Raw genomic sequence first — 19,067 nt, 5'->3', positions numbered from 1 at the left:
TTACTGGATATTTGTAAGATGCGAATGAAATTGCGATCCACCTCAAATCTTCATGTTGTCGGGTGATAGTTGCGGCAGAATGCCCGATTTGTGACGCGGAACGAAAAAAAGAGCGCTGTGTACAATTATCCAGTAATTGAGTGTTTTTTCGCGTAGTCCCGGCGACGCGCTTTCATTACTTTTGAGTCATTAACCTATTGCTCAGGAGAGAGGCGATGGCTCAGGTCATTAACTTCATATGCGATTTGCCCAATGGCGTACACGCCCGCCCGGCCAGTCTGGTGGAAACGTTGTGTAATACATTTTCATCTTCTGTTGAGTGGTTGAACCGCCGCAGCGATCTCCGCGGCAATGCCAAAAGCGCGTTGGCGATTATCGGCACCAACACCATTAAAGGTGATGAATGTCAGTTAATTATCAGCGGTGACGATGAACAGCAGGCCTTTACTACGCTGTCGGCATTTATGCAGGAGCAATTTCCCTACTGCGACGCGCCGTTGCCGGCGGGGGACAGCATGGATATTCAGCCGATACCTGAATCGCTATCCCGTCTCAACCCGACCTTATTTCATGCGCTGCCGGTGTGCGCCGGCAGCGCGGGCGGCACGCTGACCCATCTGAAAGCGTTTGATCTGCGCGACTCAGGAACGCTGCCCGCTGCCGGGAATATTGAGCAGGAGCAGGCGCAGCTGGATAAAGGCCTGCAGCTGCTGGTCAAAAATATTGAACTGCGATTGCTGGATAACGACGGAACCGCCAGCGCCATTCTTGATGCGCATCGCTCGCTGGCGACGGATGCTTCCCTGCGTCAGCATCTGCTCGGCGGGTTGCTGACCGGCCTGAGCTGCGCGCAGGCGATCGTCGCCAGCGGCGAACATTTCTGCGCGCAGTTCCGCGACTCCGGCAACCGCTATTTACAGGAGCGCGTGCTGGACGTGCGCGATATCTGTTTCCAGCTGCTGCAGCATATTTATGGCGAGTCCCGCTTCCCGGCACCGGGTCAGCTGACTGAGCCCGCTATTTGCCTTGCCGACGAGCTCACGCCGGGTCAGTTTCTTGAGCTGGATAAAACGCTGCTGAAAGGGCTGCTGCTGTGCTGCGGAGGGACTACCTCGCATACGGTGATTCTGGCGCGTTCGTTTAATATTCCAACACTGGTTGGCGTTGAGATGGCGGCGCTGCAGCCGTGGGTCGGCCAGCCGGTGTATATCGACGGCAATGCCGGGCTGGTGGCGGTCAATCCGGATGAGGCGCTCACGCGCTACTATCGCCAGGAAGCCTGGGTTGCGGCGCAAATTCGCAGCCAGCAGCAGGCGTGGCTGGATAAAGAAGGGCTCAGCAAAGATGGCATGCGGCTGGAAGTGGCGGCGAATATCGCCCACTCCGTTGAAGCCGCCGCGGCCTTTGACAACGGGGCGCAGGCGATAGGGCTGTTCCGCACCGAAATGCTGTATATGGACCGCCCCAGCGCGCCGTCAGAGGACGAACTGTATAACATTTTCTGCCAGGCGCTGGAGCCGGCTAACGGCCGCAGTATCATCGTCCGCACCATGGACATCGGAGGAGATAAGCCGGTGGCGTATCTTAACATTCCGGTGGAAAACAACCCCTTCCTCGGCTATCGCGCGGTGCGTATTTACGAAGAGTATCAGGCGCTGTTCCGCACCCAGCTCAGGGCCATTCTGCGCGCCTCGGCGCACGGCTCGCTGAAAATTATGATCCCGATGATCTCCTCGATGGAAGAGATTCTGTGGGTGAAAGACCAGCTGGCCGACGCCAGGCAATCGCTGCGCGATGAGCATATCCCGTTTGATGAAAAGATCCCGTTCGGCATCATGCTGGAAGTGCCCTCGGTGATGTTTATCATCGACCAGTGTTGTGAAGAAATTGATTTTTTTAGTATCGGTAGCAACGACCTGACGCAATATCTGCTGGCGGTGGATCGCGATAACAGCAAGGTGACCCGCCACTACAATAGCCTGAACCCGGCATTTCTGCGCGCGCTGGACTATGCCGTACAGGCGGTGCATCGCCAGGGTAAGTGGATTGGCCTGTGCGGCGAGCTGGGGGCGAAAGGTTCGGTCCTGCCGCTGTTGGTCGGACTGGGGCTGGACGAGCTGAGCATGAGCGCGCCGTCGATACCGGCCACGAAAGCCCGTCTGGCTCAGCTGGACAGCCGGGCCTGTCGCCAGCTGCTGAACCAGGCCATGCAGTGTCGCACCTCGCTGGAGGTGGAACATTTACTCGCCCGCTTCCGTATGACTCAGCAGGATGCGCCGCTGATTACCGCGCAGTGCATCACCCTGAACAGCGACTGGCGCAGCAAAGAGGAGGTGATGAAAGGCATGACCGACAATCTGCTGCTGGCGGGGCGTTGCCGCTATCCGCGTAAGCTGGAGGCCGATCTGTGGGCCCGCGAGGCGGTGTTCTCCACCGGGTTAGGCTTCAGCTTTGCGATACCGCACAGCAAATCAGAGCATATTGAGCAGTCGACCATCAGCGTGGCGCGCCTCGCCCAGCCGGTGGCATGGGGCGATGATGAGGCACAATTTGTGATCATGCTCACGCTGAACAAGCACGCGGCCGGGGATCAGCACATGCGCATCTTCTCGCGTCTGGCGCGGCGCATTATGCATGAAGCGTTTCGCCGTGCCCTGGTAACCGCCGACAGCAGCGAGGCTATCGCCACGTTATTGCAGCATGAGCTGGAGCTATAGTTCCCCCCGGCGGCGCGGCGCCACCGGGGATGCAGGTTATTGCAGAATCGCCTGGCAAATGGCTTCGCTGACCTGCCGGGTAGAGGCATCCCCTTTCATGTCCGGCGTTTTCGGGCCGCGGGCGATAACCTGCTCAATGGCCGCCAGAATGCCATTATGCGCCGCCTGGTAGCGCGCGTCGCCCGCGCCGAGGAAATCGAGCATCATCGCGCCAGCCCAGATGGTGGCAATCGGGTTGGCGATGTTTTTACCATAGATATCCGGCGCTGAGCCGTGTACCGGCTCGAACAGCGACGGGAAGGTGCGCTCGGGGTTCAGGTTTGCCGAAGGGGCGATACCGATGGTGCCGGTGCAGGCCGGGCCGAGGTCGGACAGAATATCGCCGAACAGGTTTGAGCCGACCACCACGTCGAAGCGTTCCGGCTGCAGGACGAAACGGGCGCACAGGATATCGATATGCTGCTTGTCCCAGTGAATATCGGGATAATGGCGGGCCATGGCCTCCACCCGCTCATCCCAGTAGGGCATGCTGATCGCCAGGCCGTTGGATTTGGTGGCCGAGGTCAGCGTTTTACGCGGGCGGCTCTGCGCCAGTTCAAAGGCGTAACGCAGGATCCGGTCTACGCCGCGGCGGGTGAAGACCGACTCCTGAATCACCAGTTCATGCTCGGTGCCGGGGTTGACGCGACCGCCGAGGGAAGAGTATTCGCCTTCGGTATTTTCACGAACGACATAGAAATCAATATCCCCGGCCTGTTTGCCCGCCAGCGGGCAGGGGACGCCGGGAAACAGGCGCACCGGACGCAGGTTGACGTACTGATCGAACTCGCGGCGAAATTTGAGCAGCGACCCCCACAGGGAGACGTGATCCGGCACGGTGTCGGGCCAGCCGACGGCGCCGAAATAGAGAGCATCAAAGGTTTTAAGCTGTTGATGCCAGTCGTCGGGCATCATTTTGCCGTGGCGGGCATAATAGTCGCAGCTGGCCCATTCAATCTGCTCAAAGCTTAATGCCAGATCCCAACGTTGCGCCGCGGCTTGTAATACGCGAATGCCCTCAGGAAGCACTTCTTGACCAATCCCGTCTCCGGGGATGGCGGCAATACGATAGGTTTTCTTCATACCGGTTCTCACTTATCAACCATCAAAATTGACTTCCCCCTTATCCTATAATTGACTGCTTCATAATTAATCACGCTAACTGGTGAAACATAAAACACAGATCATGAACAATCTGCCGCTGCTAAATGATTTACGCGTGTTTATGCGGGTTGCCCGTCGCGCCGGATTTGCCTCCGTCGCCGAAGAGCTCGGCGTTTCTCCCGCCTTCGTCAGTAAACGCATTGCGTTGCTGGAGCAGACGCTGAATGTGGTATTGCTGCATCGCACCACCCGGCGGGTGACCATTACCGAGGAGGGGGAGCGCATCTATGAATGGGCGCAGCGTATTTTGCAGGATGTGGACCAGATGATGGATGAACTGTCCGATGTACGCCAGGTGCCGCAGGGTACGCTGCGGATTATCAGCAGTTTTGGCTTCGGCCGCCGGGTGGTCGCCCCCGCGCTGTCGGCGCTGGCCCGTCAGTATCCTCAGCTGGAGCTGCGTTTCGATGTCGCAGACCGGCTGGTGGATTTGGTGAACGAAGGCGTCGATCTCGATATTCGCGTCGGTGATGATATTGCCCCTAATCTGATTGCCCGCAAACTGGCGACCAACCAGCGGATTCTCTGCGCTTCGCCGGCGTTTCTGGCCCGCTATCCGCAGCCCAGGCAGCTCAGCGATCTGGCGACCTTGCCCTGTCTGGTGATTAAAGAGCGCGATCGGCCCTTTGGCGTGTGGCAACTGCATGGGAAGGAGGGAGAACAGGCCATCAAGGTGACCGGCCCGCTCTCCTCTAACCACGGGGAGATCGTGCATCAGTGGTGTCTGGATGGGCAGGGCATCTCTTTGCGATCGTGGTGGGACGTGAGTGAGAATATTGCCAGCGGGCATCTGGTGCATCTGCTGCCAGAGTATTATCAACCGGCTAACATCTGGGCGGTATATGTCTCGCGGCTGGCGACCTCGGCGAAAATTCGAACCACGGTGGAGTTTTTACGTCACTACTTTCAGCAGCACTATCCGCAGCAGTGTGTTGCCAGCGGCGACGTCAGGTAAGGTCGCGTCGCCGAGGGCAGGCGCCGTCGGCGACGCGGGGAGCGTTAATCCCGGATGACGTTTTGCAAAATGGTCAGCGCGCTGGCGAACTGCGCATCGGGGATGGTTAACGGATAGAGGAAGCGAATCACGTTGCCGTACTGGCCGCAGGTCAGCAGCAGCAACCCCTGTTCCAGCGCCCGTTGCTGAATTTTCTGCGCCAGCGCTGGGCAAGGTTCGCCGGTCGCCGGGTCAACGAACTCAGCGGCAATCATCGATCCCACGCCGCGCACTTCCGCCAGCCCCGGGCACCCGCTCTTCGCCTCATTGAGGGCGGCGGTTAAACGCTCCCCCAGCCGCCGGGCGCGCGCGCAGAGCGCTTCCTGGTCGATGATGTCCAGCACCGCGTGGGCCGCGGCCACCGCCAGCGGGTTACCGGCATAGGTCCCGCCCAGGCCGCCCGGCGCGGGCGCATCCATGATCTGCGCGTTGCCCACCACGCCGGACAGCGGCATGCCACCGGCCAGGCTTTTGGCCATCGTCAGCAGATCCGGCCTCTCGGCATAATGGTCCATGGCGAAGAGTTTGCCGGTACGGGCAAATCCGCTTTGTACCTCATCGGCGATCATCACAATCCCGTGCTCATCGCAGATGCGGCGAATGGCGGCGACCAGCTCAGGCGGCGCCACGTTAAAACCGCCTTCGCCCTGTACCGGCTCAAAAATAATCGCGGCGACCTGACTGGCTGCAATATCGGCTTTAAACAGGCGTTCGATAGCGGTAATTGCATCCTGGGTGCCGATCCCCTGCTGAACTGAGGGATAAGGCACGTGATAAACGGAACCCGGGAAGGGGCCAAAGCCCAGCTTATATGGCGCGACTTTGCCGGTCAGCGCCATGGTCATATAGGTGCGCCCGTGGAAGCCGCCGCTAAAGGCGATAATCCCCGGGCGCCCGGTGTGGGCGCGGGCGATTTTAATCGCGTTTTCTACCGCTTCTGCGCCGGTAGAAAAGAAGGCGGTTTTCGCCGGGCCGGTGACCGGGGCCAGTTCGTTAAGCTTCTCAGCCAGTGAAACATAGCTCTCGTAGGGGACAATCTGATAGGCGGTATGGGTAAAGCGCTGCAGCTGTTGCTGCACCGCGGCGACCAGCGCAGGGTGGCGATGCCCGGTATTGAGCACCGCAATCCCGGCGGCAAAATCGATATACTCCTGGCCTTCGACATCGGTCAGCGTCGCATTTTCAGCGGACCGGGCGAAGAACTGACACATGACGCCCACCCCGCGTGGGGTGGCGGAAAGACGACGTCGATGAAATTCGCTGTTGCTCATGGTTAATACCCTTAGTTAAACATCATTACCTGGACCTGCGGGCAAACTTACACCCCGAGACGGTCGCGCAAGCTGTAGTACGCCGCGCCCATCGCGGTAAACGGAATACGCAGGCTCCGGCCGCCCGGGAACGGATAGTGCGGCAGGTTGGCAAAGGCGTCGAAGCGCTCGGCGTCACCGCGCAGCAGCTCGGAAATCAGGCGGCCGGCGAGGTGGGTACAGGTCACGCCGTGGCCGCTGTAGCCCTGCATGTAATAGATGTTTTTGTCCAGGCGGCCGAACTGCGGCATCCTTGAGAGCGTCAGCAGGAAGTTGCCGGTCCAGCGATAATCGATTTTCACCCCTTTCAGCTGCGGGAAAGTCTTCAGCAGCTTTGGCAGAATCAGGCGTTCGACGTCATCCGGGTCGCGGGCGCCGTAGACCACGCCGCCGCCGTACAGCAGGCGGTTATCGCCGGTCAGACGGTAGTAGTCCAGCAGGTAGTTACAGTCTTCCACGCAGTAGTTTTGCGGGATCAGCGAGCGGGCCACGTCCGCGGACAGCGGCTCGGTGGTCACCACCTGGGTGCCGCACGGCATGCTGCGTTTTGCCAGTTCCGGCTCGATTTTATCGCCCAGGTAGGCATTACCGGCGACGATGACGTAGCGCGCGGTCACCTGACCGTGGGCAGTGGTGACCACCGCCGGGCTGGTGTGCTGAATCCGGGTGACCGGCGACTGCTCGTAAACCCGGCCGCCGTTCAGCCGGATGGCATCCGCCTCGCCGATGGCCAGATTCAGGGGATGAATATGGCCACCGCTGCGATCGAGCAGGGCGCCGGTATAGCGATCGCTGTTTACTTCGCGGCGAATGGCGCTGGCGTCCAGCAGCTCCAGCTGGCTATTGCCGTAGCGCTCCCAGTTCGCCTTCTGCTCTTCCAGAGTCTCCAGCTGTTTGTGGTTCAGCGCGACAAACAGACCGCCGGGCCGATAGTCGCACTGAATCTGATAGCGCTGGATGCGTTCGCGGATGATCTCGCCGCCTTCGAACATCATGCTGCCGAGCATTTTGGCCGCATCCGGGCCGTAGGTTTTTTCAATGACGTCGATATCGCGGCTGTAGGAGTTAACCAGCTGGCCGCCGTTGCGTCCGCTGGCGCCGAAGCCAATGCGCGCCCCTTCCAGCAGCACCACATCGTAGCCCATTTCGGCCAGATGTAGCGCCGAGGAGAGGCCGGTATAGCCGCCGCCGACAATGCAGACGTCGCAGCTGATCGATTCATTCAGCGCCGGAAAGGGGGCGTATTTGTTGGCGCTGGCGGCGTAATAACTGGTGGTATGTTCGGTCATGATTAAGACTCCAGAGTCATCCAGATCGTTTTCAGTTCGGTGAATTTTTCCAGCGCGTGCAGAGACTTATCGCGTCCGTTGCCGCTTTGCTTATAGCCGCCAAAGGGGACGGTCATGTCACCATCGTTATAGTTGTTTACAAAGACGGAGCCCGCTTTCAGGCGGCGGCTCATGCGGTGGGCGCGGGAGAGGTCGCGCGTCCATACCGCCGCGCCAAGGCCGTAGTGGCTGTCGTTGGCCAGCCGCAACGCCTCCTCTTCTGAGGCGAAGCGGGTAACCACCAGCACCGGGCCGAAAATCTCTTCCCGGCTCAGGGGGGAGGCCGGATCGACATCGACGAAAATGGTCGGGCCGACGGCGGCCGGCCACGGGTTTTTTCGCCCGTCGACCAGCAGTGTACTTTGACTTTCACCGACGCGAATAAAGCTGTGCACGCTGTCGGCATGGGTGTTATCGATCAGCATACCCATGGTGGTGTTCGGGTCGAGCGGGTTGCCCGGCTGCCAGTGGCGAGCCTGTTCCTGCAGGCGGCGGAGAAACTCATCGGCGATGCTGTCTTCAACCAGCAGGCGGGTCCCGGCGATGCACACCTGGCCCTGGTTATAGAAAATGCCGCCGGCGGTGGCGTTGACCGCTGTTTGCAGGTCCGGACAGTCGGCAAAGACGATGTTGGCGCTTTTTCCGCCGGCTTCCAGCCAGACGCGTTTCATATTGCTGTCGCCGGCATCTTTTAATAGCTGCTTGCCGGTACGGGTGGAGCCGGTAAAGGTGATGACCTCGACGTCCGGGTGCAGCGACAGAGCCTGGCCTGCTTCGTGGCCAAACCCGCTGATCACGTTCAGTACGCCGTCCGGCAGCCCGGCCTCTTTCGCCAGGGCGGCAAGACGCAGGGCGGTAAGCGGAGATTTTTCTGAAGGTTTCAGGATCACGCTGTTGCCGGTGGCCAGCGCCGGGCCGAGTTTCCAGCAGGCCAGCAGCAGTGGGAAGTTCCACGGAACCACGGCGGCAATGACCCCCACCGGCTCGCGGACGATCATCGCCAGCTCACCGGCGCCGGTCGGCGCGACTTCGCCATACACTTTGTCGATAGCTTCCGCATACCAGCGGATGGCGCGGGCGGCGCCGGGGATATCGTCGCGCAGGCTGTGGCGGATCGGTTTACCGGTATCCAGGGTCTCCAGCAGCGCCAGCTCTTCACGATGACTTTCCATCAGGTCGGCCAGCTTATTGAGCACCGCTTTACGCTGCGCCGGCGAGGCCTGCGACCAGTCGCCGCGATCGAACGCTTCGCGCGCGGCCTTGACGGCAAGCTCGACATCGGCTTTTTTCCCGCGGGCAACGTGCGCCAGCGTTTGCTGGGCGGCGGGGTCGATGGTTTCAAAGGTGGTATTATCGACAGCAGAGCAATATTCGCCATTAATAAATAACCGCGTTTCTATCTCGATGCTTTTCGCTTTATCCTGCCACCAGGACAGAGGTTTGAAATCCATATAAGACTCCTTAATCACATAATCGAATAGTGGGCATGACAGACAGCACAGGGCGTAGGGCGTCCCCGGAGTCAGATACCGTCTTAAGCGCGTGTATATTTGCGCGGATTATTGCGGCCAGCAGGAAATAATCTTCCGCACAACGCTGTGTATTATTTGCGTGTTCTTCGCTCCGCCGGAAACAGGGCATCCGACGGAGCAGGCCTGAAGAAAGCCTGAAATATTCTCAGGCTAAAAAATCAGAATGTGGTGGGAGTATGGGCACTGATAATTCGGCAAACGCCTGCCGAGGTATTACTGAAACTGTGCGGTATGCCGGTGTTGATGGCATAGCTTTGCCCAGCAACCAGGTGGTACGCCTGGCCGTTAATCACCAGCACGACTTCACCTTCCAGTATGGTGCCTATCTCTTCACCTTGATGCTTGATCCTCTCCCCGGTTGTGGTTCCAGGCTGGTAAGTTTCAAAAATCATCGCCAGCGTACGGTTCGGATTTCCGTTGTGCACCAGTTTCATCGAAACCCCTTGACTGCCGATTTCGATAAGATCGTCCTGATTAATAACCACCTGCGGTTCATCAGGTTTTTCTGGTTCAGAAAAGAATTCCGAGAGCGACAGCCCATAAACTTTCAGCAGCTTTTGCAGCGTACTGATGGCAGGACTGACTTTGTCCTGTTCTATGGTACTGATGGCACTATGTGTTAACCCAGACAGTTCGGCGGCACGACGTTGTGAGAGACCCAGCTGTTGGCGGATCGCTGACAGACGTTTTCCTGGCGCCAGTCCGTCATCGCTCATATTTGCATTTCCTTAACTGTAATGGTCAGAGCCGCTGCTTTTCAGCAATGTGCTTCTGACAGGCGGTGATAAAACCTTCAAACAACAAACGCGACAGGGCGTATTCGCTACTGTTCCATTCCGGGTGCCACTGCACACCCAGCGCGAACGGATGGTCATTGACGCTGACCGCCTCTGCCAGACCGTCTGAAGAGCGGGCTTCGACGCGCAGACGCGAGCCTACCGTTTTTGCTCCCTGCCCATGTAGCGAGTTTACCCAAAACGTGTTGCAGCCCGGTATTAACTGAGAAAGTAATCCTCCTTCCTGAACCTGCACTTCGTGAGAAGGCGCATATTGCTGTTCTACCGGCAGTTCAGGATCTTCGCGATGTTCGAGGAGCTGCGGCTGCTCGAAAAGACGACGATACAGAGTCCCGCCGGTGGCGACAACCAGTTCCTGTAACCCACGGCAGATGGCGAAAATGGGGATGCGCCTTTCGAGTGCGGCATTAATCAATGCCATGCTCAGAAGATCACGCCCGGGATCGGCGTCAGGCTCATCGCCGTTTTCACCATAAAGGTGCGGCTGCACATTGCTGGGGCTGCCTGGCAGATAAATTCCGTCCAGTTTCGGTAACAGCGCGGCAAGCAGTTCTGGCTCCGCCAGCGCGTGCGGCAGGGCAATCGGCAACCCTCCGGCGTTAATAATGGCATTCAGGTACTTTTCTTGCAGGGTCTGGGTCTGGTGACCCTTCAGCCTGTTCCTGCACATCACGACGCCAATAACTGGCTTGTACATTATATTTTCCATGATCGCCCTCACAAAGTGGACTAAATTATGACCATTTAGGGTATCAAATGGCCATATCGTTCAATATTTTCTCAATCTAGCAGCGCAAATAGCCGTTTGCAAACTTAATTTAACATTTGACAAACAATTTATTTGCATACACATTCGAATGGTGGGCATTATATTTAACGGCAAGAAAGCCTGAGTCCGAAACCAACACAACGGCGGTGAATAATGGAAACCAATATCGTAGAAGTTGAGAATTTTGTTCAGCAGTCAGAAGAGAGACGGGGCAGCGCATTTGCGCACGAAGTGAAACGCTACCTTGAACGCTATCCGAATACACAGTATGTCGACGTGTTATTGACCGATCTGAACGGCTGTTTCCGCGGCAAACGTATTCCGGTCTCCAGCCTGAGCAAGCTGGAGAAGGGCTGCTACTTCCCGGCGTCGGTTTTTGCCATGGATATTCTCGGCAATGTGGTGGAAGAGGCGGGCCTGGGTCAGGACATGGGCGAGCCGGATTGTACCTGCTTACCGGTGCCGGGAACCTTAACCCCTTCCGCTGCCGATCCAGAGTCTATCGGCCAGCTGCTACTGACGATGGTTGATGAAGATGGCGCTCCCTTTGACGTTGAGCCGCGGAACGTACTGAACCGCCTCTGGCAGCAGTTGCGCCAGCGCGGATTGTTCCCCGTGGTAGCGGTAGAGCTGGAGTTCTATTTACTCGATCGGAAACGCGATGCCGAAGGCTACCTGCAGCCGCCTTGCGCACCGGGGACCGGCGATCGCAACACCCAAAGCCAGGTCTACTCCGTTGACAACCTCAACCACTTCGCCGACGTGCTGAACGATATTGATGAGCTGGCCCAGCTGCAGCTGATCCCGGCCGACGGCGCGGTCGCCGAAGCGTCGCCCGGTCAGTTTGAAATCAACCTGTACCACACCGATAACGTGCTGGAGGCTTGCGATGATGCGCTGGCGTTAAAACGCCTCGTGCGTTTAGTGGCGGAGAAGCATAAGATGCACGCCACTTTTATGGCGAAGCCTTATGAAGAGCATGCGGGTAGCGGGATGCACATCCATATCAGCATGCAAAACAATAAGGGTGAAAACGTGCTGGCGGATGACGATGGCGAAGATTCAGCGCTGCTGAAACGCGCGCTGGCCGGGATGATTGACCTGATGCCGGCGTCGATGGCGCTGCTGGCGCCAAACGTTAACTCCTGGCGTCGCTTCCAGCCGGGAATGTATGTTCCGACTCAGGCCTCGTGGGGACACAATAACCGGACGGTGGCGCTGCGTATTCCCTGCGGCGATCGCAATAATCATCGCGTCGAGTACCGCGTGGCGGGGGCAGATGCCAATCCATACCTGGTGATGGCGGCCATCTTCGCCGGGATCCTGCACGGACTGGACAACACGTTGCCGCTTCAGGAAGAAGTGGAGGGAAATGGCCTCGAACAGGAAGGGTTGCCGTTCCCGATTCGGCAAAGCGATGCGCTGTGGGAATTTATGCAAAACGCTAGCCTGCGCGAGCGCCTGGGTGAACGTTTCTGTCACGTTTACCACGCCTGTAAGCACGACGAATTACTGCAGTTTGAACGACTTATCACCGAAACAGAAATTGATTGGATGTTGAAAAACGCCTGATCGGCGCCCCGCAAGGGGCCGACAGGTTTGATCGACAGGTAGCATCATACGGCCTGAGCGGAGCCTGGTCGAACGTTTTGCTGGCAGCCCAGCCATTTCCCGGATGTCGCGTAAAGGAGCGCAGGCGGCAACGGGGCTTCAGTTAACGACACAGTGTGTGACGAGGAAATGAGATGATGCAGATGTTCAAATACCCGCAGGGAGAAGGGGGCCATGAAGGCCGTAATGAATGCCGTAATGAATGCAAATCCACCGCCGCTCGCCGGTACGTTTTAGCCGATGGTCCCCGTTTTACCCCCTTGCTAAGCAGGTTTGTTACCCGGTCATTGCGCCCACAAACCCTCGTTGGCATGGGGGGACACGTTCATGGCTGCTAATTCCGATTCTGTGATGTCATCCGCAGATGGCAAGCCGCGTCTGCGCAAGTCGCTCAAACTGTGGCAGGTGGTGGTGATGGGGCTAGCCTATCTCACCCCGATGTCGGTGTTTGATACCTTTGGGATTGTGTCGGGAATCAGTAACGGTCACGTACCGGCCTCCTATCTTCTGGCGCTGGCTGGCGTGCTGTTTACCGCCATCAGCTACGGTAAGCTGGTGCGTCAGTTCCCGGAAGCGGGGTCGGCGTATACCTACGCGCAGAAGTCGATCGGCCCGCACGTGGGTTTTATGGTGGGCTGGTCATCGCTGCTGGATTATCTCTTTTTGCCGATGATCAACGTCTTACTGGCGAAGATCTATCTGTCCGCGCTGTTCCCGGAAGTGCCGCCGTGGATGTGGGTGGTGGGCTTTGTCGCGATTCTGACGGCGGCGAACCTCAAAAGCGTCAACCTGGTGGCGAACTTTAACACTCTGTTCGTGCTGGTACAGATTGCGATCATGGTGGTGTTTATCTTCCTGGTGGTGCAAGGGCTGCATAAAGGTGAAGGGGTCGGGACCGTCTGGTCGCTGCAACCGTTTATCAGCCAGAACGCCCATCTGATCCCGATCATTACCGGGGCGACAATCGTCTGTTTCTCGTTCCTCGGCTTTGACGCGGTGACTACGCTGTCGGAAGAAACCCCGGACGCCGCGCGCACTATCCCGAAAGCGATCTTTCTGACCGCGGTATACGGCGGGATTATCTTTATCGTCGCCTCTTTCTTTATGCAGCTCTTCTTTCCGGATATCAGCCGCTTTAAAGATCCCGATGCCGCGCTGCCGGAAATTGCGCTGTACGTTGGCGGGAAACTGTTCCAGTCGATCTTCCTCTGCACCACCTTTGTGAATACCCTGGCGTCGGGTCTGGCTTCGCATGCCAGCGTTTCCCGTCTGCTGTATGTGATGGGGCGCGATAACGTCTTCCCGGAGCGTATTTTTGGCTATGTGCACCCGAAATGGCGTACCCCGGCTCTCAATGTGTTGATGGTCGGCGCTGTGGCGTTGTCGGCGCTGTTCTTTGACCTGGTGACCGCGACGGCGCTGATTAACTTCGGTGCGCTGGTGGCCTTTACCTTCGTTAATCTGTCGGTGTTCAACCACTTCTGGCGGCGTAAAGGCTATAACAAAACGGGGAAAGATCGCGTGCACTACCTGATTCTGCCGCTGATTGGCGCGGCGACGGTGGCGGTGCTGTGGGTGAATCTGGAAGTGACGTCGTTGACGCTGGGTCTGGTGTGGGCGGCCGTCGGCCTGCTGTACCTGACCTGGCTGACCCGACGTTTCCGTCAGCCTCCGCCGCAGTTTGATGGTAGAAAAGCGGAGCAGGCCTGGGAGTCGTAGCGCAGGTGGTCACTGAATAAAGAAAAGCAGGCAACATGCCTGCTTTTCTTTTGTCGCTATAGCGTCTCTATAGCAGAGCGGAGATTATTTTTTCTTCTTGTGAAAAGGCAGCTGGCTGGCGCGACGCTCCTTGACGTATGACACCAAACTGTAAAGCGCAACCCCCAGCAAAATGACCGCAGCGAGAAGGAGAATAATACCGGACATACACAATCCTGGGCCCTGGTTGAAAACGATGCACTCTATAAATACGCGGCTAAGATAGCATCGGGATATGTCTGAAATATGACTCTTCCATCGGTAAAACCTAACAAACGCGCCAGGTAAACCTGTTGTTTTGTCGGGCGGGGTAACACTCCGTTAAGTGATTTTACAGACGCGCGGCCTCCAGGCTGTTACTCTCCACGTGAGTACGAATTGTCTGAGAATAATGAATGCGTAATAAACATGTCGTCAGCCTGATTGGGCTGACCCTCATCCTGGCCTCCTTTACCACCCTGGCGGAGTCAGAACGTCAGCAAACCCGCGAACGGATCATGGATCAGGTGCTGAAACCCTGTGAAGGCAAAAAAGCCGGTGACAAAGTGGTGATGGTCGATCGCCGTGGCGGTGAACATGAAGCCATCTGCACGTTGACGGCGGTCCCGCTACCGGAGTAACCGCCGCCATCGGCTACAGGTTTGCCGTACCGCCATCAACCCGCAGCTCGCTACCCTCGACATCGCTGGATTCATCAGATGCCAGATATCGGGCTTTTGCCAGCTACTGCGGCGTGCTCATCCGCTCAAACGTTACGATGAGCGATAGCGCGGCGCAGGCTGCCCGGTGCGCGCGGTGCTAAACAGCGCCAGCCGCGCCTGGTCGAAGTTCTCCCACAGCGCCAGCTCGTGGACCGGCGGTAAAGTGACGTTTTCCCCCTGATCCAGGCCGCTGAGCGCGGCGTCCACCAGATCTTCCGTCGTCATCACCGAGCCGGCAGGCAGCGCGTCAAGGGCGACGCCGGAGGTCGGCCACAGGTCCGTCGCCGTCGCCGCCGGGAGAACGACCTGGATACGCAGGCCGCTGTCGGCAAACTCCTCCTGCAGTCCGCGGGTAAAGCTGAGAACCCACGCTTTGCTGGCGCTATAAACGGCGCTGCCGGGCAGGGTATGGAGCGCGAGAATCGAGGCGATATTGATCAGCGTCCCCTGACGGCGCGGGCTGAAGGCGGCCAGCGCCGCATAGCTCAGACGCAGCAGGGCGGTGGTGTTCAGGGTATGAATGGTCTGGTGTTCGCTCACGTCGGAGGCAAGAAATCCGCCCATTTTCGCGGTTCCGGCGTTATTGATAAATAACGCAATCGTCGGGTCCGACTGCAGGCGTTGTTCAACGGCGCGAATACCGCTTTCTTCACTCAGGTCAGCCTTCAGCACGCTGGCCTGAATGCCATACTGGCTTTGCAGTTGGTCCGCGAGGGCCTGCAGGCGTGGTTCACGCCGGGCGACCAGGATCAGGTTGTAACCCCGGGCGGCGAGGCGCCCGGCATAGACAGCGCCGATGCCGGAAGAGGCGCCGGTAATTAAAGCGGTTGGGGAGTACGTAGTCATGGTGAAGCCTCAATTAATATGGTTGCATTATTAAACCAAATTCAGCATGAGATAATTGGTTTAATAATGCAACCAATAGCGCGAAATTTTTTTGTTATATCAGCAGATCAGAATTGAATAATTATTTAAATCAATCTGTTGTTGGCAGTCGGGCGGTGATCTCATCGGGGCGGAGCGCGCGGCCATCGGCGGCCTGCAGCACCAGTTTGCGCAGCGGCTGGCGCGAGAGGGTATCGATCAGCACCGTAGCGGGCTCATCGGCAGTAAACAGATACTCATCGGCCCATTGACCGAGCGCCACCAGCACGGTTTGCAGGCCGCGCCCTTTTTCAGTGAGCACGTATTCCTGCCAGGCGCTGCCGTCAGAGGCGGGCTGGAGCGTCAGAATCTCTTCTTCCACCAGCATTTTCAGCCGCCCGGCGAGCATATTTTTGGCGATGCCGAGGTTTTTCTGGAATTCACTGAAGCGCCGGGTTCCACGCAGGGCGTCGCGGACGATCAGTAATGACCACCAGTCGCCGATAACATCAAGGGAGCGGGCGATAGGGCAGCAGCTGTTTTCCAGACGGGTACGTTTCACGATGACTCCTGTAGCTTCAATGGTTTTATTATAAAACTATTTTGCCGGACAGGGAAAAGTTTCTGTCGTCACCTCAGTTTGCGAGCTATTACCCGGAAAAATGTCATAAATTTGTCACAATAAAGGCGATGATAATCACTGACTGAGGGTTAAGGGATGAGAAAGAGTCTACTCGCTGGCATTGTCGCAGGCGCCGTACTGGTATCCGCAGCGGTCCAGGCACAGGAACAAGCGGCACCGCAGGGCTATCAGCTGCAGCAGGTGCTGATCATGAGCCGCCACAACCTGCGCGCGCCGCTGGCGAATAACGGCAGCGTGCTGGAGCAGTCAACGCCGAAATCATGGCCAGAGTGGGATGTTCCCGGCGGTCAGTTAACCACCAAAGGTGGGGTGCTGGAAGTTTACATGGGGCACTATATGCGTGAATGGCTGGCGCAGCAGGGGCTGGTTACCAGCGGCGAGTGCCCGCCGGAAAACGCGGTTTACGCTTATGCCAACAGCCTGCAACGCACGGTGGCCACCGCGCAGTTCTTTATTACCGGCGCCTTCCCGGGCTGCGGCGTGACGGTGCATCATCAGCCGCAGATGGGCACGATGGACCCGACGTTTAACCCGGTGATTACCGATGATTCCGCGGCCTTCAGCGAAACAGCCGTGCAGGCGATGGAAAAAGAGCGGCAAAAAATGCCGCTTACCGACAGCTACAAGCTGCTCGAAGAGATGACCGACTATCGCAATTCGCCTTCCTGTAAGGAGAAGCAGCAGTGCTCGCTGAGCGACGGAAAAGACACCTTCAGCGCCAAATATCAGCAGGAGCCGGGCGTCTCCGGGCCGCTGAAGGTCGGCAACTCGCTGGTCGATGCTTTCACCCTGCAGTATTACGAAGGGTTCCCGCAGGACCAGGTGGCGTGGGGGGAAATTAAAACCGACAAGCAGTGGCAGGTGCTGTCGAAGCTGAAAAACGGTTATCAGGATAGCCTGTTTACCTCAACGGAAGTGGCGCGCAATGTCGCTAAGCCGCTGGTGAAGTATATCGACAACGCGTTGGTCGGCGATGCGGCACAAACGGCGAAGGTGACGCTGCTGGTCGGCCATGACTCGAATATTGCCTCGCTGCTGACGGCGCTGGATTTCAAACCCTATCAGCTTCATGCGCAGAACGAGCGTACGCCAATCGGTGGCAAAATCGTCTTTCAGCGCTGGCATGACAGCGGCGCGAATCGTGAGCTGATGAAGATTGAATATGTTTATCAAAGCACCGCGCAGCTGCGCAACGCCGAGGCCCTGACGCTACAGTCGCCGCCGCAGAAAGTGACCCTGGCGCTCAACGGTTGCCCGGTGGATGCGAACGGTTTCTGCCCGATGGAGACATTTAAGAAGGTGATGAACGACGCGGCGAAATAAAAAGTGGGCGGGCCATGGCGGCCCGCCCACTTATTGTTCAGGTCTGCCCGGTAGGCATACCGGGCACGACGAGTCAGACGTTTTTACGCTCGATAGTCTGCTCACCCCAGAAAAGGGAATCTTTATCCGTTTTCGCGAAGGCCAGGGGCAGGACCTCATCGCTGCCTTCTTCCCAAATTTTCTCCGCGAGCTTTTCATCATATTCGGCTAATTCGAAAATCGCTTCGGCGATCTCTGGAGAAGTGTTTCGTAAACTTGCCCATTCACCCACGTGATGGGCTTTCGCTTCTTGAGTTGGCATGCAAATCCTCCTGCTGAAGGTTAGCCGTGTAGTTTAACTGCCAGGCCTGCGACATGTTCACCCTGATAACGGGCAATCGCCAGCTCTTCCTGGCTTGGCTGGCGGGAACCGTCGCCTCCGGCGATAGTGGTCGCGCCATACGGCGTGCCGCCGCGAACCGTCGACACATCAAAGAGCTCCTGCGCGCCGTAGCCAATGGGAACAATCACCATCCCATGATGGGCAAGCGTAGTCCAGGTTGAGGTAATGGTCTGCTCTTGTCCACCGCCGGTACCGGTGGAGCTGAATACGCTGGCAAGTTTGCCGTACAGCGCGCCGGAGGCCCACAGACCGCCGGTCTGGTCGAGAAAGGTGCGCATCTGTCCGGACATATTGCCGAAACGGGTCGGGGTACCAAAGATGATGGCGTCATACTCTGCCAGTTCCTGTGGCGTGGCGACGGGCGCATTTTGCGTTTTCCCGCCTGCTTTGGCAAAAGCCTCAGCCTGCATAGTTTCCGGCACGCGCTTCACGACCACCTCAACGCCGTCGACTTTGTTCGCCCCTTCGGCGACGGCATGAGCCATGGTTTCGATGTGTCCATACATTGAATAATAAAGCACCAGAATTTTAGCCATTTGCATCACTCCTCGGTTGCGTTATAGGCCAGCCAAACGACTGACTATCTTTAAAGATAAGGCCTCTGGCTAAGAGTGCAAATCTAACAATCATTTATTTGATTTATAACAAAATTGCAAACAACACGTTTGTAGCAAAAAGATACATCTTCGGCGCCGCGCTTTTCGTCAGGCATAAGAAACGGTTAGCGCGACGCTGGCGCAGCAAGCTCCCTTTGACGTGGCAATTTATTGCAGAATGTTACTATTTACCTGGCGAACGGGTTTCATTCACTACGCTTAAAAGCACGCGCGACGAAAATGGCCAGGCCATCGGCCGCATAATGGCGGCCTCGTACTGCGCGTAATGCAAGATGATGTCTAACCAAGTGGAGGTCAGTGATGGCAAACCATCGTGGCGGTTCCGGCAACTTTGCCGAGGATCGTGAAAGAGCATCAGAAGCAGGTCGTAAAGGTGGTCAGCATAGCGGGGGGAACTTCAAAAACGATCCTCAGCGCGCCTCGGAAGCTGGCAAAAAAGGGGGCAAAAACAGTCACGGTAACCGCCACAGCTGACGGATACGCGGACTGTCTGTGATGTGGTTTTAATCTCCCGGGCG

Annotated in this window: 18 protein-coding genes; 7 read left to right on the top strand and 11 right to left on the bottom strand. The window is 57.6% G+C overall.

The features are described 5' to 3' along the window. Positions 1-215: 215 nt before the first annotated feature. A complete protein-coding gene (gene ptsP, locus EDF73_RS06180) occupies positions 216-2,717 on the top strand; it encodes a phosphoenolpyruvate--protein phosphotransferase (protein WP_132727162.1) in 2,502 nt (833 codons plus the stop codon). 36 nt (positions 2,718-2,753) lie between these two features. Here ptsP and EDF73_RS06175 read toward each other — a convergent pair whose 3' ends face one another. Further along, positions 2,754-3,839: a tartrate dehydrogenase gene (locus EDF73_RS06175; protein WP_132727159.1), complete on the bottom strand. Its 1,086-nt coding sequence runs from the start codon at positions 3,837-3,839 to the stop codon at positions 2,754-2,756. An 82-nt stretch (positions 3,840-3,921) separates the two neighbouring features. Here EDF73_RS06175 and EDF73_RS06170 point away from each other — a divergent pair, with 82 nt between their 5' ends. Then, complete coding sequence (locus tag EDF73_RS06170) at positions 3,922-4,875, top strand: LysR substrate-binding domain-containing protein (RefSeq protein WP_165905657.1); 954 nt, start codon at positions 3,922-3,924, stop codon at positions 4,873-4,875. 44 nt (positions 4,876-4,919) lie between these two features. Here the strand turns inward: EDF73_RS06170 and puuE are convergent, their stop codons facing one another. The 5 genes from puuE to puuD all read right to left on the bottom strand — a co-directional run bounded on the left by puuE (position 4,920) and on the right by puuD (position 10,578). Continuing rightward, positions 4,920-6,185: a 4-aminobutyrate transaminase gene (puuE, locus tag EDF73_RS06165; RefSeq protein WP_132727156.1), complete on the bottom strand. Its 1,266-nt coding sequence runs from the start codon at positions 6,183-6,185 to the stop codon at positions 4,920-4,922. A gap of 47 nt (positions 6,186-6,232) precedes the next feature. Then, entirely contained in the window at positions 6,233-7,513 is a 1,281-nt protein-coding gene (locus tag EDF73_RS06160) for an FAD-binding oxidoreductase (protein WP_132727153.1), read from the bottom strand. A gap of 2 nt (positions 7,514-7,515) precedes the next feature. Continuing rightward, a complete protein-coding gene (gene puuC, locus EDF73_RS06155; RefSeq protein ID WP_132727150.1) occupies positions 7,516-9,003 on the bottom strand; it encodes an aldehyde dehydrogenase PuuC in 1,488 nt (495 codons plus the stop codon). Positions 9,004-9,242: 239 nt separating this feature from the next. Next, positions 9,243-9,800, bottom strand: a complete 558-nt coding sequence (puuR, locus tag EDF73_RS06150) for an HTH-type transcriptional regulator PuuR (protein ID WP_132727147.1) — start codon at positions 9,798-9,800, stop codon at positions 9,243-9,245. 25 nt (positions 9,801-9,825) lie between these two features. Further along, positions 9,826-10,578: a gamma-glutamyl-gamma-aminobutyrate hydrolase gene (gene puuD, locus EDF73_RS06145; RefSeq protein WP_207896607.1), complete on the bottom strand. Its 753-nt coding sequence runs from the start codon at positions 10,576-10,578 to the stop codon at positions 9,826-9,828. A 225-nt stretch (positions 10,579-10,803) separates the two neighbouring features. Here puuD and EDF73_RS06140 point away from each other — a divergent pair, with 225 nt between their 5' ends. Both EDF73_RS06140 and EDF73_RS06130 read left to right on the top strand, forming a co-directional pair. Further along, complete coding sequence (locus EDF73_RS06140) at positions 10,804-12,222, top strand: glutamine synthetase family protein (protein ID WP_132727141.1); 1,419 nt, start codon at positions 10,804-10,806, stop codon at positions 12,220-12,222. A 366-nt stretch (positions 12,223-12,588) separates the two neighbouring features. Next, a complete protein-coding gene (locus EDF73_RS06130; protein ID WP_132727134.1) occupies positions 12,589-13,980 on the top strand; it encodes an APC family permease in 1,392 nt (463 codons plus the stop codon). An 84-nt stretch (positions 13,981-14,064) separates the two neighbouring features. Here EDF73_RS06130 and EDF73_RS27415 read toward each other — a convergent pair whose 3' ends face one another. Further along, positions 14,065-14,187 (bottom strand): small membrane protein, encoded by a 123-nt coding sequence (locus EDF73_RS27415; protein ID WP_095096195.1) that lies wholly within the window; start codon positions 14,185-14,187, stop codon positions 14,065-14,067. Positions 14,188-14,414: 227 nt separating this feature from the next. On the opposite strand from EDF73_RS27415, the gene EDF73_RS06125 reads away from it, so the two are divergent. Then, positions 14,415-14,639, top strand: a complete 225-nt coding sequence (locus tag EDF73_RS06125) for a hypothetical protein (RefSeq protein WP_132727131.1) — start codon at positions 14,415-14,417, stop codon at positions 14,637-14,639. A gap of 132 nt (positions 14,640-14,771) precedes the next feature. Here the strand turns inward: EDF73_RS06125 and EDF73_RS06115 are convergent, their stop codons facing one another. After that, the gene (locus EDF73_RS06115) at positions 14,772-15,566 is read right to left on the bottom strand and encodes an SDR family oxidoreductase (RefSeq protein ID WP_132727128.1); all 795 of its coding nucleotides are present in this window, start codon (positions 15,564-15,566) and stop codon (positions 14,772-14,774) included. A gap of 130 nt (positions 15,567-15,696) precedes the next feature. Then, a complete protein-coding gene (locus tag EDF73_RS06110) occupies positions 15,697-16,146 on the bottom strand; it encodes a helix-turn-helix domain-containing protein (protein WP_132727125.1) in 450 nt (149 codons plus the stop codon). Between the two features lie 156 nt (positions 16,147-16,302). On the opposite strand from EDF73_RS06110, the gene agp reads away from it, so the two are divergent. Further along, positions 16,303-17,550: a bifunctional glucose-1-phosphatase/inositol phosphatase gene (gene agp / locus EDF73_RS06105; RefSeq protein WP_132727123.1), complete on the top strand. Its 1,248-nt coding sequence runs from the start codon at positions 16,303-16,305 to the stop codon at positions 17,548-17,550. Positions 17,551-17,623: 73 nt separating this feature from the next. Here agp and EDF73_RS06100 read toward each other — a convergent pair whose 3' ends face one another. Both EDF73_RS06100 and wrbA read right to left on the bottom strand, forming a co-directional pair. Continuing rightward, positions 17,624-17,851 carry a YccJ family protein gene (locus EDF73_RS06100; RefSeq protein WP_132727120.1) on the bottom strand — a complete coding sequence of 76 codons (228 nt, stop codon included), beginning with the start codon at positions 17,849-17,851 and terminating at the stop codon, positions 17,624-17,626. Between the two features lie 20 nt (positions 17,852-17,871). Further along, positions 17,872-18,468 (bottom strand): NAD(P)H:quinone oxidoreductase, encoded by a 597-nt coding sequence (wrbA, locus tag EDF73_RS06095; protein ID WP_100685730.1) that lies wholly within the window; start codon positions 18,466-18,468, stop codon positions 17,872-17,874. Positions 18,469-18,849: 381 nt separating this feature from the next. Here wrbA and EDF73_RS06090 point away from each other — a divergent pair, with 381 nt between their 5' ends. Further along, positions 18,850-19,023 (top strand): general stress protein, encoded by a 174-nt coding sequence (locus EDF73_RS06090; RefSeq protein ID WP_004860412.1) that lies wholly within the window; start codon positions 18,850-18,852, stop codon positions 19,021-19,023. The last annotated feature ends 44 nt before the right edge of the window (positions 19,024-19,067 follow it).

The organism is Klebsiella sp. BIGb0138 (assembly GCF_004342285.1).
Classification (GTDB): domain Bacteria; phylum Pseudomonadota; class Gammaproteobacteria; order Enterobacterales; family Enterobacteriaceae; genus Klebsiella.
The sequence above is the reverse complement of the archived record's forward strand: the minus strand, read 5'-3'. Positions and strand labels throughout refer to the sequence as shown.

What these genes read in the sequence shown, in the direction of transcription:
- ptsP (WP_132727162.1), top strand. Translation starts at nt 216, where the DNA reads ATGGCTCAGGTCATTAACTTCATATGCGATTTGCCCAATGGCGTACAC.
- EDF73_RS06175 (WP_132727159.1), bottom strand. Translation starts at nt 3,839, where the DNA reads ATGAAGAAAACCTATCGTATTGCCGCCATCCCCGGAGACGGGATTGGT.
- puuE (WP_132727156.1), bottom strand. Translation starts at nt 6,185, where the DNA reads ATGAGCAACAGCGAATTTCATCGACGTCGTCTTTCCGCCACCCCACGC.
- EDF73_RS06160 (WP_132727153.1), bottom strand. Translation starts at nt 7,513, where the DNA reads ATGACCGAACATACCACCAGTTATTACGCCGCCAGCGCCAACAAATAC.
- puuC (WP_132727150.1), bottom strand. Translation starts at nt 9,003, where the DNA reads ATGGATTTCAAACCTCTGTCCTGGTGGCAGGATAAAGCGAAAAGCATC.
- puuR (WP_132727147.1), bottom strand. Translation starts at nt 9,800, where the DNA reads ATGAGCGATGACGGACTGGCGCCAGGAAAACGTCTGTCAGCGATCCGC.
- puuD (WP_207896607.1), bottom strand. Translation starts at nt 10,578, where the DNA reads ATGTACAAGCCAGTTATTGGCGTCGTGATGTGCAGGAACAGGCTGAAG.
- EDF73_RS06140 (WP_132727141.1), top strand. Translation starts at nt 10,804, where the DNA reads ATGGAAACCAATATCGTAGAAGTTGAGAATTTTGTTCAGCAGTCAGAA.
- EDF73_RS06130 (WP_132727134.1), top strand. Translation starts at nt 12,589, where the DNA reads ATGGCTGCTAATTCCGATTCTGTGATGTCATCCGCAGATGGCAAGCCG.
- EDF73_RS27415 (WP_095096195.1), bottom strand. Translation starts at nt 14,187, where the DNA reads ATGTCCGGTATTATTCTCCTTCTCGCTGCGGTCATTTTGCTGGGGGTT.
- EDF73_RS06125 (WP_132727131.1), top strand. Translation starts at nt 14,415, where the DNA reads ATGCGTAATAAACATGTCGTCAGCCTGATTGGGCTGACCCTCATCCTG.
- EDF73_RS06115 (WP_132727128.1), bottom strand. Translation starts at nt 15,566, where the DNA reads ATGACTACGTACTCCCCAACCGCTTTAATTACCGGCGCCTCTTCCGGC.
- agp (WP_132727123.1), top strand. Translation starts at nt 16,303, where the DNA reads ATGAGAAAGAGTCTACTCGCTGGCATTGTCGCAGGCGCCGTACTGGTA.
- EDF73_RS06100 (WP_132727120.1), bottom strand. Translation starts at nt 17,851, where the DNA reads ATGCCAACTCAAGAAGCGAAAGCCCATCACGTGGGTGAATGGGCAAGT.
- wrbA (WP_100685730.1), bottom strand. Translation starts at nt 18,468, where the DNA reads ATGGCTAAAATTCTGGTGCTTTATTATTCAATGTATGGACACATCGAA.
- EDF73_RS06090 (WP_004860412.1), top strand. Translation starts at nt 18,850, where the DNA reads ATGGCAAACCATCGTGGCGGTTCCGGCAACTTTGCCGAGGATCGTGAA.